Here is a 16265-nt window from a genome sequence, read left to right as displayed (position 1 = left end):
CATTCGTTCTCCTGGCCTTGTCGGAGAACCTTGCTAAATTATAAAAGTTGCTAAATTTAGACAATCGTGCATGATTTGTATAGTATAATGTTTATCGTGGGTATGATGTTAGTACCTACTGTTAATTGGATAAGGGAAGCGTTCAGCATGGAGTGGTGCTGGACGTTTTTCTTTTTACTTAAATGCATTTAGCAATTGAGCAACGGCACCAGGAATGTCAGAACTCTGCAAGACCATTGAAATCACGGAACCGCCCGCCACACCGGTATGGGCGGTGGCGGCCAGATTAGCGGCACTCAGGCCGCCAATCGCAACGATCGGGTGGTGACTGGCCTGGACCAGTTGCCGAAGTTTGTTGCAGCCCAGTGCCGGGTCGGCATCGTCCTTGGAACTGGTTGGGAAGACCGGGCCGGCACCGATATAATCAACAGCGGTCAGCTGGTTGGCCTTGGCAATTTCGGGCAAGGTGTTGCAGGAGTAGCCGATCATCAGCTGACCCGCCGCTCGCTGGATGACGGTTTCAATCCGCTGGTCCTTTTGACCGACGTGGACCCCATCCGCTCCCACCTGCAGTGCCAGCTCCTCGTCGTCATCGATGAAGTAGGGAATTTGGTAGTGGCGGGTCAGCTCACGCAGTTGCTGGGCCATCTGTAATTTTTCCGAGTTGCTAAGCCGTGAAGCCCCCTTTTCGCGGTACTGGAAGGCTGTAATTCCTGCCTGCATGGCCAGCTCAACCTTCTGTAGGAATTCCTGTGAATCGTTGTGGGTGTCCTGGGTTCCGCCGACCAGGTAGGCCCGCAGCATTGTTGGCTTGAATTGCATGATTAGTCCTCCTTGATCTGCGCCCAGTGGTTCAGCGGACCGTGACCGTGGCCGACATTGATACCATCGCGAATGGTGGCCTCGACATAAGCCTTTCCGGTCCGAATGGCTTCCTCCATCGTGTGGCCCTTAGCCAGCTCGGCGGTGATGCAGGCGGAAATGGTGTCCCCAGTTCCGTGAGTGTTATGGGTGGCAACCCGCGGCGAGGTCATCCAGAAGTTTTCACCGTTTTCGAGGAGAACAAAGTCGTTGGCGGCGTTGGCATCGTGGAAGTGACCACCCTTGACGAGGACGTTCTTGGCGCCCAGGGACTGGAGCTTCTTGCCGGCAGTGACCATTTCATCTTCCGTCTCGATCTTCATCCCCGTCAGCTCCTCGGCTTCCGGCAGGTTGGGCGTAACCAGGTCGGCGAGCGGCAGGAGCTCATCCCGGACGACCGCGATGGCGTCATCGCTGAGCAGCTTAGCCCCGCCCTTGGCAATCATGACCGGATCAACGGTCAGGGGCCCAAAATCGTACTTCTTCAGATTGGCCACCACCGCCTTGACCCGCGGGACGTCGGCCAGCATTCCCGTCTTGCAGGCCCGGATGTTCAGGTCGGCCGCCAGGGAGGCAAACTGTTCGTCGATCATTTTCGGCGGCATCGGGAAGGCATCCTGGACGCCGAGCGTATTTTGCGCGGTCACGGCTACCACCACCATGGTTGCGAAGACATGGCGCATCTGCATTGTTTTGAAATCGGCCGCGATCCCGGCGCCACCGCCGCTATCGGTACCGGCAATTGTCAAAGCTTGTGGAAAATCATTAGTCATTGTTTTTATTCATCCTTTCTACGACGCCCTCTTGCACGCTTGTGCTGGTGAGCTGACATAATTCATCGAAAAACCGACTTTGCCACTGCCCGAGCCCCCGGACATCCCTTGCCGCCTGAACGCCAGCAAAGGCAAAGGTCTGGCAGGCGAGACTGCACGTTGGCAGCGGCGCTTCTCCTAGCGCTAGGTAGGCCGCCAGGGTACTGGACAGCATGTCCCCGCTGCCAACGTTCAGTGCCAAATATTGATCACCCAGCGGGTTGGTAAAGACGTCCTGGCCGTCGGTGACGAAGTCGGTGGGCCCGGACAGCGCAACGAGGGAGTGGTACTGGTGGGCACACTGTTGGGCGATGGTGGCTAGGTCCATGCTGCCCTGACCGGCGTCGATGCCGTGGGCTTGCCATTTGGCCCCGGTCAAGGCCGCAATTTCACCCGCGTTTCCCCGGATGACCGTAAAGTGGTAGTCCGCCAAAAGCTGGTGGGCAATTTTAAGACGATAGGGAACGCTGCCGACGGCGACCGGGTCGAGGACAACGGGCAGCCGGTTGGCGTTGGCGTCCAGAACCGCCCGAATTTGTTTCAGCTGGGCTTCGGTAATCGTTCCGAGGTTGATGGTAATCGCGTTGGCCAGTTGGACCATTGCCGCGGCCTCGGCAGGCTCCTTGGACATGATTGGTGAAGCGCCGATTGCACTCAGCCCGTCTGCCACCTTATCAATGGTGACGCTGTTGGCCACCGTCAGGACGACTGGATTGGCTTGCCGTAAACGATCAATTAATGCGTATGGCAAATTATTACAATTCAAAATATTCACTCCTTCCGGGCACACTTTGGGCACATTATTAGAAAATCCCCACCAGACTTACGTTGGTCTGATGGGGATTATTTCTTTCGTCCGCATTTCCCTCCGCAAGTACTGGCTTGACAGGTTCATAGGATCCACGCTTTTGAGCGCATCTCAGTCCGGCAGACGGACACTCCTAATGCAAAATGTTTATTTATTTTCTAACTATCATTCAGTATAGCACTTTTCGCGGGAAAAGGTTACCGCTCCAAGTATTTAATCATTTGCGGCAGGATCATGCCGGCCTCGTGCTGGCCGGTTTCGTACAGCTGACGTAATTTTTTAACGTTTCCCTCAATCCGGCTAACCCTGACTGGCTGTTGGGGAGCGATGGTGAAGAGCTTTTTCTCCCTGGTCAGTCGGTTGATTTCCTCGACCTGTTGATTGTAGACGGTTGGCCGATTAATGGCGGCTCGGACGAAGAGTGGGTAGTCCCGGCCGTAGTAACGCTCGTAAAGGCTGGCAAGGGTGCGGCTGGTTGGCTCCTTACGGTAGGTGATGTCCCGGGTCCGGATGACCACGATCTTATCGTAGCCCTGCTGCTGGGCCAGGTCGTAAGGAATGGAGTCAGCCACCCCGCCGTCCAGGCACAGGCCCTTGCTCGTCCGCTGCGGCTTCGCGATGATCGGCATCGACGAAGAAGCCTTGAGGGCCCGGGTGAGGTCTTCGCCGACCGGGTTGGTAAAGCTTGACGGCCTTGCCGGTGACCATGCTGGTGGCAACGGCGGTAAAGTTAGAAGCCGAACGCTCGTAGGCCCGTTCGTTAAAGTTTTCCCAGCGCCAACCATGATCCTCGAATAGGTAGTCGAGGTTGATGATCGTTTGGCGGTGAAGGAGGTGCGAGAATGAAATGTAGTCGCGATCGTGGCGATGATTGATGTTGATCATCGCTGCCCGGCCGTACTGCTTGGAGACAAAGTTCGCCCCGCACAGCGATCCGGCCGAAACGCCGATGACGTTGTCAAACTCGATGTGGTGGGCTAAAAAAGTATCCACGACCCCAGCCGTGTACTGACCACGAAAGGCGCCACCCTCCAAGACCAAAGCTGCATTGTATAGCATTCACTCCACGCTCCCTTAAATTTTGTGTTACCCAAAATTATACAACACCCGCAGCGGGGAATGTCAACGGGATTGCACTAGTTGGGTGGATCGTCGATAATAGAGATAAGGGAGGGATGACCAATGATCAATGATAAACTGACGGATCAGCAGCGGGTTCAACTGGCCCAGCTCGAATACCATGACTGGCAGGTGGGAGAAACGGTCCAAGTGGATGGGCTCATCATTGGCCAGGTCGGCCAACTGATACAGACGGAGAATGGCTTTCGCGCCACCGTGGTCATTAGTGGTCCCCATGAAGTCACCGTCCTTCTGCGTGGCTCGTCCGGGATTCGCAAGGGTGACCCGACCACCTGGACGAACGAATGGCTGCGGGTAAACCTGCCGATTGGCGGGGCCATTTTGAATCAGGTGCCGACCATCCCCCAGGAGATGTGGACCGCCGCCCAACAATTTAATAAGCTGCTCCACCAGCACCCCACCTGCCGCTTTTATGTCTATGGTCATTCCCTCGGCTCGATCAACGGCCAATTTGCCCTGGCAAACTGTGCTGCACCCGACCAGGTGGCGGGGGCCTGGCTCTATGAAGGCCCCAATCTCTACTGGCTGCTTGGCGATTCTCAGCGCCAGATAGCCCTGGACCTGCGCTGTCAGATCTTTAACTACATTGACCCCCGGGACGTCGTGGCGCTTGGCTACCTTGATGACCAGCACACGATTGGCCTCCTGCGGGTGGTCGACTCGCTTTTGATGGCACCGATCAGTCAGCACATGTGGGGTGGCTACCGTTTCGATAGCCGTGGCAAATTGCAGCTGGCGGATTCCTGGGGACCGCACCGCCGCGCCCAGCTCGATCAACAGGTGATCGATCGGGTCCAGCGCCTGCAGCGCTATCGCTCATTGCTGAATCAAGAATTGGATGAACAATTTCTATAATCAAAAAGGCGGTGGGACAGAACTCGCTTGCGAGTTCGTCTTCCCACCCCCGCGAGGCTGGCTAGGCATCTACCGCGCTGTTGCATTTATAGCTACATAACAGCAAAGAGGCTGAGTTAATTCTCAGCCTCTTTTTTACTTTTCTGGATGTTCGCTGATTTCTTCCAGGGCAGCGCGCTGCTGCTTTTGGTCGACGTGGGTATAGAGGTCGGTTGCCGAAGTGCCCTTCTGTCCTAATTGCTGGGCGACCAACACCTGGTCCTTGGTGACGTTGTAGAGTTCCGAGGCCAGGGTGTGACGAAGCTTGTGGGGGGTCAGCGGATGCCCAAAGGCCGTGGAATACTTCTTAACCATTCGCTCAATCGAGTTGGCCGTCATCCGGCGCGTTTCACCATGGTAGACCGTTAAGAAACAGGCCGTATCCTTCTTCAAGGCGTGGTAACGCTGGGCGCGAATTGCCAGGTAGGCCTGGATGTAGGGCAGGGCCCAGGGAGCAATTGGGACGGCATCCCGCTGCCCACCTTTCCGAGTGACGTCGAGCAGCTTTTGCTTGAGGTTGAGGTCGGCCAGGTTGACGTTGGCGGCCTCCGAAACCCGAACGCCGGTGCCCAGAATCAGAGTGATGATGGCGATGTCACGCTCCTTGTTGCGCATGAAGGCGGGACGGGCACGCTTATCACACTTCTGAGGATATTCGTTTTCGATGAAGTTAATGAAGTCGAACTTCATCTGTCCCCGGTACATGTGGGAGGCAAGGTTGTGGGCCCGGTAGTTCAGGGTCTTGGTATCGTTGAGCGAGTCGATCTTCAACATGACGTTGCGGTAAAAGTATGGCTCACCGTCCTTGACGTCGGCGGTGACCGTCAAGAATTTGAACAGCGAACGCAGAGCGTTAATTGACCGGTTGATTGAGGTCGGCGAATTGAGGTGCCCCTGGGCATTGGTGCTGTGCCTGAGGTGATCAATGTAGAGCATGATATCACCACGACGCAGCTTGGCCAAATCAGCCGTTTGAATTGCCCGGTTATCCTTGGCCTTGACCAAGCCACTGACCCGCAGCCAGTCGAAAAAGCGCCGGATCTCCGTCAGGTACTGGTAAGTCGTTGTGACGGCATGATTGGTGCCAAGGTAATATTCATTGACGTAGTCGGGGAGCCTGGTCAGCTCCTCTTGAATCAATTTTAAGTACTTATCTGCTTCCAAATTTCTCACTCCATCGTTTTTCCTGTTTCTATATTATACCGTATTAGTGGTTAAAAGACGCTGATCCGACCTTTACGTCACGGAAATACTCCGGCAAAAACCGAATGATTAAACTTTAAGCGCTCTCATCGAAAGTAAATTGCTGACGACTTTTCCCGGTCGTGCTAGAATGAAATTAACACCAAATGAGAATTTGATTAAATTGCTGCGACAGCGGGAGGACGTGATTAACGAATGGTAGATTTGGCACAAATTAAGCAACAAACCAAGCAGGGGCTTACCGAACTGCTCGATCAGGCCAAGCTAAAGAAGGGGGACCTGTTCGTGCTGGGCCTCAGTACTAGCGAGGTTCAGGGCGGAACGATTGGTGAGGACTCCAGCATCGAAGTCGGCCGAGCCATTGTCAAGACGATCATCGACGTGTTGAAGCCCTTGGGAATCCATCTAGCGGTTCAGGGTTGCCAACACCTGAACCGGGCACTGGTAGTCGAAAGGGCCGTTGCCGAACAATACGGTCTTGAGCAGGTCCTGGTCTACCCGCAGATTCATGCCGGGGGTGCCGGTCAAATTGCGGCCTTCGAGGATTTTGAGGACCCAATCGAGGTCGAACACATCCAGGCCCATGCCGGAATGGACATTGGTGACACCTTTATTGGCATGCAGGTGCGCTTCGTCCAGGTGCCGGTTCGGACCTCAATTGATACTATCGGGCACGCCCACACGACCTATCTGCGGTCCCGGCCGAAGTACGTTGGTGGTCCCCGGGCAAAGTATAGTTGGGACCCCTTTGATCAGCAATAAGAGAGGAAAATGGCATAGTGAGTAAGAGAAATCAGCGCTTGCGCCGTCTCACCCTGGCGGCGCTCCTAATGGCGCTTTCCGTTGTTTTAGGGCGGTTCTTTCTGATTCCAATTCCCTGGACGCACGGGAACTTAAACCTGTGTGATGCTGGAATCTTGATTGCATCGATGCTTTTGGGACCGGCGTATGGGACTGCGGTCGGCGGTTTCGGGGGAATGTTCCTCGATTTGATCTCCGGCTATCCCCAGTACGCGTTCTTTTCACTGGTTTCCCACGGTCTCGAGGGCCTGTCTGCTGGTTACTTCTACCAGAAGGCGGGTGAACGGCGCGGCTACCAGTGGCTAGCACTGATCCTCGGTGCAGTTATCATGGTGGTCTGCTACTTCTTCAGTGATTCCATCCTGTACCATTCTTGGATGGTCGGCATCCTGGGAATCGGTGGCAACCTCCTTCAAGGAGCGATCGGTGTCCTGGTCGCGATGTGGCTGGTTCCGCACTTGAAAAAGCATTTATTATAAGCAAGTAAGCTCCGTCGACTGGCGGGGCTTTTTTTCGTGCCTTGCTTTTCATGGCAGAATCAGCTAAGATAGTTTGCTAGATAGCTAACAAACTTTGGAGGGAGATAGATGGAAAAGAACATTGGTCAGCTGTTGAAGGAGGCTGCCCGGGCGCTCAACCAGTCCATTGACCGGTTTGCGGCCCCGTATGGCTTAACGGGCAACCAAATGAGTCTGATTGATTTTATGAGCCGCCAACCCAACTTAACCTGCAGCCAGCAACAGGTCGAGCACGAATTCAACATCAAACGCTCGACCACCACGGTGATGCTGCAGCGAATGGCAGCCAAGGGACTACTGGACCAGCATCCCAGTGCAACGGACGGTCGAAAGAAGGTTGTTACCCTAACTGCCAAGGGACAGGGGCTTATTATGCCGGTTCACTCCTTTATCCAGGAAAAGGACCAGCAGCTGTTGGAAAATCTGAATCCGACCGAGATCCAGGCGTTTCGCCGAATTTTAGTGATGATTAAAGAGGAGGCAGAGCATGACTGAAGAAAAAATTCCGAAAAAAGTGGTCGCGGCGATCGTGGCGACCGGCCTAATGTCATTTTGTGGGGTGATCGTGGAGACGTCGATGAACGTAACCTTCCCGATCTTGATGCGGGAGTTCAACGTTACTACCGATACGGTCCAGTGGATGACCTCGATCTACCTGTTGATCGTGGCGATCATCGTCCCGCTTTCGGCGGTTCTCAAGAGCTCCTTTAAGACCCGGACCCTCTTTACGGTTGCCAACCTGCTCTTCATCACTGGGGTGGTCATTGACGCCCTGGCACCCTCTTTTACTTTCTTGCTGCTCGGTCGGGCCGTCCAGGGGATCGGAACGGGGATTGCTTTACCGTTGATGTTCAACATCATCATGGAGCAGGTGCCCCAAAGCAAGCTGGGCGTGATGATGGGAATTGCCAACCTGATTACCGGGATTGCACCGGCGATTGGCCCGACCTTTGGGGGAATCATCGCTAACCAGTTGAACTGGCGGTGGGTCTTCTACATCTTGATGCCGTTTTTGGTCCTGTCCTTCGTGCTCGGCCAATGGGGAATTACGCAAAAGTCGGCACTGCGCCGTGAGCGAATTGACCTCTTTAGCATGGTAATGATCGTGGCCCTCTTTGCCGGCCTGGTCAACGGCTTTAGCAACCTCAGCAGTCGCCCTTTCATGAGCCTGAGCGTGGGTGGCTCGCTTTTGGTTGGCCTGGTGGGGATGGTCGGCCTTATCTGGCGGTCACTGACAATTGAGCAGCCGGTGCTTAAGCTCTCGTTGCTCGGCAACCACGCCTTTGCTGGCCACGTTCTTGGCTTCTTCTTGACCCAGATCGTTTCCCTCGGCTTTGCTTTCCTGCTGCCAAACTATATTCAACTGGTTAACGGCAATACCTCAATGGTCGCGGGATTGGTGGTCCTGCCGGCGGGCTTTGCCGGAGCGATCTTTGCACCGTTGGGCGGACGGATTTTGGACCGATTTGGCGCCCGGCGGCCCATCCTGATCGGAATGGGACTCTGCATTCTTTCGCTGGTGACCTTTACTCTGATGAGCCGACAGATGTCAAACGGCCTGATCTCCTTTGTTTACATCTTCTACATGGCCGGCATGGGGATGGGCATGGGCTGTGTCATGACCAGCGCCTTAAAGGAGGTTGGCCCCAAGGACAGTGCCCAGGGGAATGCCATCATGAACACCCTGCAACAGTTTGCCGGGGCGATGGGGACCTCGGTGGCCGCGACGATCGTGGCAGCCAGCCAGGCCAATTCGCACCTCAGCCGCGCAACGGCTACGGCAATCGGAACACAGCATGCCTTTATCCTGTTGACAATTTTTGCCGTCATTATTTTTATTTCTTATTACCGGAGCGTGAAATAAAACAAGCGTCGCTGATGAACGAGTTACCATCAGCGGCGCCTTATTTTTTAAAATAAAAAAATCGGGAAAACAGGATTCGAACCTGCGACCCCCTGGTCCCAAACCAGGTGCTCTACCAAGCTGAGCTATTTCCCGAAGTCATTCATCCGCTCGCAGCGAACGAATATTATATTATCAAGAAAGTGCTGATTCGTAAAGGCCTTTTTTTATTATTTTTAAGTTACAGCCCGTTTGAAAGCGGATAAGTGCTCCCGTGGACGATTATTAAATGAATAAAAATGCATTAATTATGTATTTGATGTTGACATTCAGCAGAATAAAGCTTATATTTTTACGCAATGCATGAGAAACAAACTAGCTCACATGCATATATTCTGTATTTTTATATAAAAGGAGGGTACGCTGATGAAAAAATTGCTTATTCTTGAAAACGGGGCGGTTTTTGCCGGGACTGGCTTTGGCGGTCTGGGAGCCTGCAGTGGCGAAGTAGTCTTCACCACCGGGATGACCGGTTACCAACAGGCCATCACCGATCAGTCTTATGCTAATCAAATCCTGGTATTTACCAACCCGTTAATCGGTAATTACGGTGTCAACCTAAATAACATGGAAGCACTGCAGCCAGCTTGCGCGGGGGTGATTTGCCACCGCGTTGCGCGAGTAAGCAATAATTGGCGACAATCAGCCACCCTTCCGGACTTTTTGAAGAAATGGGCGATTCCTGGAATGACGGGCGTCGATACCCGGGCGCTGACCAAGCTGCTGCGGGAACACGGCACCCTTAAGGGCAAGGTTGTTGATGCGGATGAAGAGCCTGACGTTGAGGCAGTTGTCAAAGAATTACAAAGTACGCCCACCCAGACCCAACTGGCCTACCAGGTCACGACGAAGAAGAGGTACCTGGTGCCAGGCAATGGGCACACCGTCGTCCTGGTTGATCTGGGAGCCAAGGAGAGCATTGTGCGAGCGCTGGTGGAGCGGGGATGCAACGTGATTGTGGTGCCGGCAAACGTGACGCCAGGGGAGATCAACCAAATTCACCCGGATGGCGTCCTACTCTCAAACGGTCCCGGCGATCCGGCGAGCCTGACGGGGGTAATTGCGATGGTTAAGCAAATTCAGGAACGCTACCCGCTCTTCGGAATTTGTCTCGGCCACCAGGTTCTGGCGCTGGCTAACGGGGCCAAAACGGTGAAGATGCGCTTCGGTCACCGGGGCTTTAACCATCCCGTCCGCAATCTTCAAACCAAGCAGACGTTTTTCACCTCACAGAATCATGGTTACGTAATCGATGCCGCGTCCATTGATCCCAACCAGATCATGGTTACTTACCAGGAGATCAACGATGGAACAATTGAAGGGATCGCAATCAAAAATCATCCTGCCTTTTCCGTTCAGTTCCACCCCGACGCCGCACCAGGTCCGCACGATGCCGATCAGCTCTTTGACCAGTTCATTCAGCTGATGGGCCAGCAGAAAGGAGTCGCCAATGCCTAAGCAAACTAATATTCATAAAATCATGGTTATCGGCTCGGGCCCGATCATCATCGGTCAGGCCGCTGAGTTTGACTATTCTGGAACCCAGGCCTGTCTGTCCCTGCGTGAAGAGGGCTATGAAGTGGTGCTGGTTAATTCTAATCCGGCAACGATCATGACCGACACGACAATTGCCGATGAGGTCTATATCGAGCCGCTGACGGTTGAGTCAGTCACCAGCATTATCCAAAAGGAGACCCCGGATGCGCTTTTGCCAACTCTTGGCGGTCAGGTTGGCCTAAATCTGGCGGTCGCTCTGTCGCAAGCGGGTGTGCTGGACAAGTATGGCGTCCAGCTCCTCGGCACCAAACTCGACGCCATTGACCAGGCGGAGGACCGGGAACGGTTTAAGGAGTTGATGAAGAATCTCGGCGAACCCGTCCCACCTTCGACAACGGTCCAGACGGTTGAAGCGGCGCTTTCCTTCGCCCAGTCCATCGGCTATCCTGTCATCGTGCGGCCGGCCTTTACGATGGGCGGTACTGGCGGCGGAATTTGTCAAACCCCTGCAGAGCTGGCGACGGTTTGTGCAAATGGCCTTGAGCTTTCACCGGCGACCCAATGCCTGATTGAAAAATCAATTGCGGGTTACAAGGAAATCGAGTTTGAGGTGATGCGGGACGCCGCCAACAATGCGATGGTCGTCTGCTGCATGGAGAACTTCGACCCGGTGGGAATCCACACCGGTGATTCAATCGTCGTGACCCCCGCCCAGACCCTGACGGATGACGAGTATCAAATGCTACGTGACTGCTCGCTCAAGATCATCCGGGCACTGAAGATCGAGGGTGGCTGCAACGTACAGCTGGCCCTGGATCCACAAAGCTTTAACTACTACGTGATCGAGGTCAACCCGCGGGTCTCGCGTTCCTCAGCCCTGGCCTCAAAGGCGACTGGCTACCCGATTGCCAAGCTTGCCGCTAAGATTGCCGTGGGGTTAAACTTGGATGAGATCAAGAATCCGGTCACCAAGACCACCTTTGCCCAGTTCGAGCCCGCCCTTGACTATGTCGTTGTCAAGATCCCGCGGTGGCCGTTTGACAAGTTTGCGCAAGCCGATCGGCACCTGGGGACACAGATGAAGGCGACCGGTGAGGTGATGGCCCTCGGGCGCAGCCTGGAGGAGGCTTTCTACAAAGCTATTCGTTCGCTGGAACTTGACTACCACGACCTGCTTGTTTCCCCGGTAATGGCCGCCACGGACGCTGAGATTAAAGACCAGCTCCAGCATCCCCAGGACAACCGGCTGTTCTACATTGCCGAGGCATTCCGGCGTGGGCAAAGCCTTCAGGCAATCCACGAACTGACGGGAATCAGTGAGTACTTCCTCGACATCGTGGCCCACTTGGTAGAACTGGAAACGGCACTAAAGGACAATCCTGGGAAGCTTTCCCTGCTTAAGGAAGCAAAGGAATGCGGCTATTCTGACCAGACGATTGCCACACTTTGGCATCAAACCCCAGACGCGATCCGGACACTGCGGAAAGCCAACCAGCTCACACCGGTTTACAAGATGGTTGACACCTGTGCGGGCGAGTTTGCCTCCCAAACACCTTACTTTTACAGCTGCTACGATCAGGAAAACGAGAGTCACCCTCTGAAGCAGCAGTCAATCCTGGTCATTGGTTCCGGCCCGATTCGGATCGGGCAGGGGGTCGAATTCGATTACGCAACCGTCCACTGCGTCAAGGCAATTCAGGCGGCCGGTTACGCGGCAATCGTCATGAACTCAAATCCCGAGACGGTTTCGACTGACTTTTCAATCTCCGACAAACTCTACTTTGAGCCGCTGACCCTCGAGGATGTCTTAAACGTCATTGACCTGGAGCAGCCGACTGGGGTAATCATCCAGTTTGGTGGGCAAACGGCTATTAACCTGGCAGCGGGCCTAGCAGCGCACGGGGTGAAGATCCTGGGAACCCAGGTTCAAGACTTGGATGCCGCGGAAGACCGGGAAAGCTTCGATCAGATTATCAAGCAGCTGGGCTTGAAGCAGCCGGTCGGTAAAACGGCGACGACCCACCAGGCGGTTCTGGCGGCCGCTGCGGAGATCGGCTATCCGGTGCTGGTTCGGCCAAGCTACGTGCTCGGTGGCCGGGCGATGGAGATCGTGAACAATGAGGAGGAGCTGGTGGCCTACTTGAAGGCCAACGCTCTCGTTACCAGCGATCACCCGATCCTGGTCGATGCCTACCTGGCCGGCTACGAGGGCGAAGTGGACGCGATTTGCGATGGGCACAACATCCTTATTCCGGGGATCATGGAGCAGGTTGAGCACGCGGGGGTCCACTCCGGCGATTCAATGGCGATCTACCCAGCCCAGCACTTTACTCCTGAGATCAAGGACCAGATGGTGGCGATCACTAAACAATTGGCCCTCGCCCTGCACTGTGTCGGGATCATGAACGTCCAATTCATTGTCCACCACGCCCAGGTCTACGTACTGGAGGTTAACCCACGGGCCAGCCGGACGGTGCCATTTTTGAGCAAGGTGACGGGAGTTGAGATGGCTCAAGTGGCTACCAAGGTTATTCTGGGGACATCCCTTGAGGACCAGGGCTTTACGCAGGATCTCTATCCGGAACCAGATCAGGTCCACGTCAAAGCTCCCGTCTTCTCCTTTACCAAGCTGAACGACGTCGACTGCTACCTCGGCCCAGAGATGAAGTCCACTGGTGAGGTGATGGGGTCAGCGCCAACATATGAGAAGGCGCTGGCCAAGGCCTTTACTGGTCAGCTGACCCACCCGTTGCCGACAAGCGGCGCGGTCCTGCTGACTCCTGGCGAGAGCACGATTGATGAGGTATTAGGATTGGCGGCAGGATTTATCGCTGCCGGCTATCAGGTTTACGCTCCGGACAAGTTTGCGGACCAACTGGACGAGAATGTTATTCCAGTCACCGCTGAGGACGTCCCTGATCTAATTGGTGCCGAAAAGGTTAACATCGTTATCAATACGATGAACCACGACACGGCCAAAGATTCGCTGGGCTTCAAGATTCGTCAACACGCGATTGCCCATAACCTTGCCGTAATCACCTCGCTGGATACGGCCAAGGCAATCCTAACTGTTCTGGCCACCCATAAGAAGACTCCAGCACTGGTATAACAGCTTAAATACGCAAATACGGACATTGATTTGGATTTTTCAAACCAATGTCCGTATTTTGTTTGTGCTAGGTTGTTTACTTAAGCTGTGTTTCAGCATAAACGAGACTTTCATAAAATTCCATTGCCAGGTGGAGACTGTGACCGGTCACGATTTCATCTGGAACAGTTGCCGGCCAATAAACTGCCAGCTTAGCTTCTAGACCATTTTCTGTCGGTCGGTATTGGTGGAAGGGGCTGTTAATCTCCGTTGTCCCGTCCAGCAGATAGGCCTTTCCAGCCGTCTTGATCGGGAACAGTGGGTCAGCATCGTTTTGAATCTGTGGCCCCATCTCGGCGACCTCCGTATGCTTGACGATGCAGAGGGTCGGCGTTCCATAGGTTCCAAAGGGCTCGATCCCAATAATTTTCTCCGGGGTCTCGATCGCATTCATGTGCTCGGGGTGCCCATGGAGAAGCAGCCTGGCATCGTGAGTCATTTCAGCGACCGTTTGCATATACTTCTGGAGCGAAATTCCCTCAACAAGCATCTGACAAGTGGACTTGCGCATTGGCAAATCTTGACTAAAGGGATGGTCCTTCCAGAAGGCATTTGAGCGTTGAAAGGATTGACGATAATGCTGCTCGACTGTTTCGCTATTCAGGCCGGCACGAGTGTCCACGGACACCCGCCACGCATCCTTAGCTGTCAGGTAGTCGATATCGTCATCATCGAGTGTCTTGATGCCATCTTTGACCTCAATGCCATGCTGTCTTAGGTTGTGCAAGACATGCAGGTTGCGCTCATATTCCATCCGCTGCAGGTGGGGAGCTTGCCATTCCGTGTTGTTGATTAGAAACTTAAAATTGATCTTGCCCATTTTATTCACCCGCCTTCGCTTGCTTAGTTTCCATCTGCTCCTTGTAGTGGGGGCCGACATACGAGAACTCATAGATGAAATCCGATTGCTCTTTGAAGTTTTGGTCCGGATGGGCACTGTCTTCAAAAGTAATTACGCCAGCGGCCAGGTAACGACCATAGCGCGGCTTGGTCCCGTGAAACAGCCGGCGCATGAAGAATGGCGTTTCTTTCCAGATATAACGAGCATCCAGCTCCTGTTTAACGGTCACATCGTAGTGGACCGTTTTGGTTCCGTTGCGGAATTTATAATGAATCACTTTTGGAAACTTAGTATCAGAAGCTTTTTGGAGAAGTTCCTCGCTAACGCTGCATTCGACGTTGTCGGTACTTTCAAAGATCACCTTGCCGTCATTATCCTCTAAAAATACCAACGGGATCCGTTCGTATTCGTAGTGCTGATTCATGACGAAGTCGAAGACAACCAGGCTGTGCTTTGCCGTCGACTGTCTTGACCAAAACCAGTGATTCAGGAAATCAAAGTGGATGATGTTGCCCCACTGGTGATCGTGATAACCAAAGCCCGTCACTTTGGTTGTCTTGCCGTTAATTGTCAGTGTGCCAGTAACGGTTCCGCGCGGGACGACGCAGAGCCAGGTGAAGTATTTTTGATCGTTTTCTTCAAAGCCTAAGTAGCCGGTTTCTCCCCGCCAGGGAGAAGAGATGCTGTGCAATTGAATGTCAAAGCCAAGGCCGTCCGTTTCTTGCGCCTTGATATGGTAGTCGTGCAGGTTACCAGTAAAGCAGCTCTCACCCCACTGGAGATCGCATTTATCCTTGGAAAAGCGAACGGAATCTTTGGGGAATTTGGTGATCCGGCGGGAGAGCTTTTCACCGTCCGGCGTCGTTATATCAAATCTTAAGCAGGGATGGGTACCCGTGGCGTTGACCAGCGGTTGCACCTTGGTGGAGTAAGCAGCCGCAATCTTGCTGCCATCGTCGAAAATGGCGTCGAAATACCACCATTCGACACCCCCTTTCCGGACGTCATCCCGTTTGCCATCTTCCCACAGTTCGACTTGTCCTTTTTTCAGGCCGAGGCGCTGATAATCGGCCGCCGTTTTCATCAGTCTTGCTTGTGCCATGGCTGTTGCCTCCTTAAATTTACATCGGCTTGTTTGTTGACAGTTGTTACGCTTTTAAAATAACTGATGTATCGAGGTAACTCAAGGGACAATCGGCGGCCTGGTGCCTGTTTATTGACACTATTTGCAATAATGTAACGTATTTTTTGAAAGAGATGGCTACATTCAATTGAGCGGCTGAAGGAACTTAGCGGGAATCTCATCGGCCAGCCAGACCTGGTCGTTGCCAACGTAAAACTTAACTCCGGCCGCCTGGGCTGCCTGAGTGTCAATCTTTAGGATCACGGGCTTGCTATCGTGACGTGCCCCGACTTGCTGGGCAGTGGGGATGTCGGTCGACAGATGGACAAACTGGCGCTGCATCGGAAGCAGGCCCAGCTCATTAATACTTGGCAAGAAGCGGCGGGCCGTCCCGTGGTAGAGGATTGCCGGTGGGGTGGCCTCCTGGTGCTTAATAATGCCAGGGATCGAGTGCCCATAGAGCGCACAGATGCGATTGTTTTTAATCTCAAAGCGCTGCTTATTGGAATTGGCGATCACCGCGTCAATATCATCCCTGGTAAGGTGCAGGTGGTGAACCCGGTTGAGTGCTGCGATAAAGGCCGGCAGATCGGTGTAGCCATACTTGTCGAGCTTAATGTTGTATTTGTCCGGATTGTGGCGCAGGGCGTAGGACATCTTTTTGCTGATAAACTTCAAGTCGCGTTTCATTTAATCACCCTCCTAATTTCTATGAT

The 16265-nt window shown here is 53.8% G+C and carries 14 protein-coding genes, 1 tRNA gene, 1 pseudogene and 1 riboswitch; of the genes and pseudogenes, 7 read left to right on the top strand and 9 right to left on the bottom strand.

Going from position 1 to position 16265, the window contains the following annotated elements; translation table 11 throughout:
* Positions 1 to 174: 174 nt before the first annotated feature.
* The 4 genes and pseudogenes from thiE to LKE23_RS02220 all read right to left on the bottom strand — a co-directional run bounded on the left by thiE (position 175) and on the right by LKE23_RS02220 (position 3540).
* Positions 175 to 822, bottom strand: a complete 648-nt coding sequence (gene thiE, locus LKE23_RS02235; protein WP_291977883.1) for a thiamine phosphate synthase — start codon at positions 820 to 822, stop codon at positions 175 to 177.
* A gap of 2 nt (positions 823 to 824) precedes the next feature.
* Positions 825 to 1634, bottom strand: coding sequence for a bifunctional hydroxymethylpyrimidine kinase/phosphomethylpyrimidine kinase (gene thiD, locus LKE23_RS02230; protein WP_291977882.1), 810 nt, complete (start codon positions 1632 to 1634; stop codon positions 825 to 827).
* The gene (thiM, locus tag LKE23_RS02225) at positions 1627 to 2424 is read right to left on the bottom strand and encodes a hydroxyethylthiazole kinase (RefSeq protein WP_434737624.1); all 798 of its coding nucleotides are present in this window, start codon (positions 2422 to 2424) and stop codon (positions 1627 to 1629) included. Before thiM ends, thiD begins: the two co-directional genes overlap by 8 nt.
* 95 nt (positions 2425 to 2519) lie before the next feature.
* A riboswitch (TPP riboswitch) is annotated at positions 2520 to 2626 on the bottom strand.
* Positions 2627 to 2678: 52 nt separating this feature from the next.
* A pseudogene (locus tag LKE23_RS02220) lies at positions 2679 to 3540 on the bottom strand (patatin-like phospholipase family protein).
* 123 nt (positions 3541 to 3663) lie between these two features.
* On the opposite strand from LKE23_RS02220, the gene LKE23_RS02215 reads away from it, so the two are divergent.
* A complete protein-coding gene (locus tag LKE23_RS02215; RefSeq protein ID WP_291977880.1) occupies positions 3664 to 4476 on the top strand; it encodes a hypothetical protein in 813 nt (270 codons plus the stop codon).
* A gap of 135 nt (positions 4477 to 4611) precedes the next feature.
* Here LKE23_RS02215 and xerS read toward each other — a convergent pair whose 3' ends face one another.
* The gene (gene xerS / locus LKE23_RS02210) at positions 4612 to 5679 is read right to left on the bottom strand and encodes a tyrosine recombinase XerS (RefSeq protein WP_291977879.1); all 1068 of its coding nucleotides are present in this window, start codon (positions 5677 to 5679) and stop codon (positions 4612 to 4614) included.
* A gap of 234 nt (positions 5680 to 5913) precedes the next feature.
* On the opposite strand from xerS, the gene LKE23_RS02205 reads away from it, so the two are divergent.
* The 4 genes from LKE23_RS02205 to LKE23_RS02190 all read left to right on the top strand — a co-directional run bounded on the left by LKE23_RS02205 (position 5914) and on the right by LKE23_RS02190 (position 8901).
* The gene (locus LKE23_RS02205) at positions 5914 to 6480 is read left to right on the top strand and encodes a TIGR01440 family protein (protein WP_291977878.1); all 567 of its coding nucleotides are present in this window, start codon (positions 5914 to 5916) and stop codon (positions 6478 to 6480) included.
* A gap of 14 nt (positions 6481 to 6494) precedes the next feature.
* Positions 6495 to 6998, top strand: a complete 504-nt coding sequence (locus tag LKE23_RS02200; RefSeq protein ID WP_434737623.1) for an ECF transporter S component — start codon at positions 6495 to 6497, stop codon at positions 6996 to 6998.
* 108 nt (positions 6999 to 7106) lie between these two features.
* The gene (locus LKE23_RS02195) at positions 7107 to 7532 is read left to right on the top strand and encodes a MarR family winged helix-turn-helix transcriptional regulator (protein WP_291977876.1); all 426 of its coding nucleotides are present in this window, start codon (positions 7107 to 7109) and stop codon (positions 7530 to 7532) included.
* Positions 7525 to 8901, top strand: coding sequence for an MFS transporter (locus LKE23_RS02190; RefSeq protein WP_291977875.1), 1377 nt, complete (start codon positions 7525 to 7527; stop codon positions 8899 to 8901). The genes LKE23_RS02195 and LKE23_RS02190 overlap by 8 nt, the downstream gene beginning before the upstream one ends.
* A 61-nt stretch (positions 8902 to 8962) precedes the next feature.
* Here the strand turns inward: LKE23_RS02190 and LKE23_RS02185 are convergent.
* Positions 8963 to 9036 (bottom strand) — tRNA-Pro (locus tag LKE23_RS02185).
* A 270-nt stretch (positions 9037 to 9306) separates the two neighbouring features.
* Between LKE23_RS02185 and LKE23_RS02180 the strand changes: the two genes are divergently transcribed.
* Together LKE23_RS02180 and carB are read left to right on the top strand one after the other, a co-directional pair.
* Positions 9307 to 10398 (top strand): carbamoyl phosphate synthase small subunit, encoded by a 1092-nt coding sequence (locus LKE23_RS02180; protein WP_291977874.1) that lies wholly within the window; start codon positions 9307 to 9309, stop codon positions 10396 to 10398.
* Positions 10391 to 13546, top strand: coding sequence for a carbamoyl-phosphate synthase large subunit (carB, locus tag LKE23_RS02175; RefSeq protein WP_291977873.1), 3156 nt, complete (start codon positions 10391 to 10393; stop codon positions 13544 to 13546). The genes LKE23_RS02180 and carB overlap by 8 nt, the downstream gene beginning before the upstream one ends.
* Positions 13547 to 13622: 76 nt before the next feature.
* Here the strand turns inward: carB and LKE23_RS02170 are convergent, their stop codons facing one another.
* The 3 genes from LKE23_RS02170 to LKE23_RS02160 all read right to left on the bottom strand — a co-directional run bounded on the left by LKE23_RS02170 (position 13623) and on the right by LKE23_RS02160 (position 16239).
* Entirely contained in the window at positions 13623 to 14414 is a 792-nt protein-coding gene (locus tag LKE23_RS02170) for a hypothetical protein (RefSeq protein ID WP_291977872.1), read from the bottom strand.
* Complete coding sequence (locus LKE23_RS02165; protein ID WP_291977871.1) at positions 14407 to 15528, bottom strand: lipocalin-like domain-containing protein; 1122 nt, start codon at positions 15526 to 15528, stop codon at positions 14407 to 14409. Before LKE23_RS02165 ends, LKE23_RS02170 begins: the two co-directional genes overlap by 8 nt.
* 165 nt (positions 15529 to 15693) lie before the next feature.
* A complete protein-coding gene (locus LKE23_RS02160; RefSeq protein ID WP_291977870.1) occupies positions 15694 to 16239 on the bottom strand; it encodes an RNA 2'-phosphotransferase in 546 nt (181 codons plus the stop codon).
* Between the last annotated feature and the right edge of the window lie 26 nt (positions 16240 to 16265).

Origin of the sequence: Limosilactobacillus sp. (assembly GCF_022482365.1) — a bacterium.
Classification (GTDB): domain Bacteria; phylum Bacillota; class Bacilli; order Lactobacillales; family Lactobacillaceae; genus Limosilactobacillus.
This window is presented reverse-complemented; position numbering and strand designations above follow the sequence as displayed.

Excerpts from the sequence above, each read along its gene's own strand:
- LKE23_RS02195 (WP_291977876.1), top strand. The coding sequence starts at position 7,107 with ATGGAAAAGAACATTGGTCAGCTGTTGAAGGAGGCTGCCCGGGCGCTC.
- thiD (WP_291977882.1), bottom strand. The coding sequence starts at position 1,634 with ATGACTAATGATTTTCCACAAGCTTTGACAATTGCCGGTACCGATAGC.
- LKE23_RS02205 (WP_291977878.1), top strand. The coding sequence starts at position 5,914 with ATGGTAGATTTGGCACAAATTAAGCAACAAACCAAGCAGGGGCTTACC.
- carB (WP_291977873.1), top strand. The coding sequence starts at position 10,391 with ATGCCTAAGCAAACTAATATTCATAAAATCATGGTTATCGGCTCGGGC.
- LKE23_RS02165 (WP_291977871.1), bottom strand. The coding sequence starts at position 15,528 with ATGGCACAAGCAAGACTGATGAAAACGGCGGCCGATTATCAGCGCCTC.
- LKE23_RS02215 (WP_291977880.1), top strand. The coding sequence starts at position 3,664 with ATGATCAATGATAAACTGACGGATCAGCAGCGGGTTCAACTGGCCCAG.
- LKE23_RS02190 (WP_291977875.1), top strand. The coding sequence starts at position 7,525 with ATGACTGAAGAAAAAATTCCGAAAAAAGTGGTCGCGGCGATCGTGGCG.
- LKE23_RS02160 (WP_291977870.1), bottom strand. The coding sequence starts at position 16,239 with ATGAAACGCGACTTGAAGTTTATCAGCAAAAAGATGTCCTACGCCCTG.
- LKE23_RS02180 (WP_291977874.1), top strand. The coding sequence starts at position 9,307 with ATGAAAAAATTGCTTATTCTTGAAAACGGGGCGGTTTTTGCCGGGACT.
- thiE (WP_291977883.1), bottom strand. The coding sequence starts at position 822 with ATGCAATTCAAGCCAACAATGCTGCGGGCCTACCTGGTCGGCGGAACC.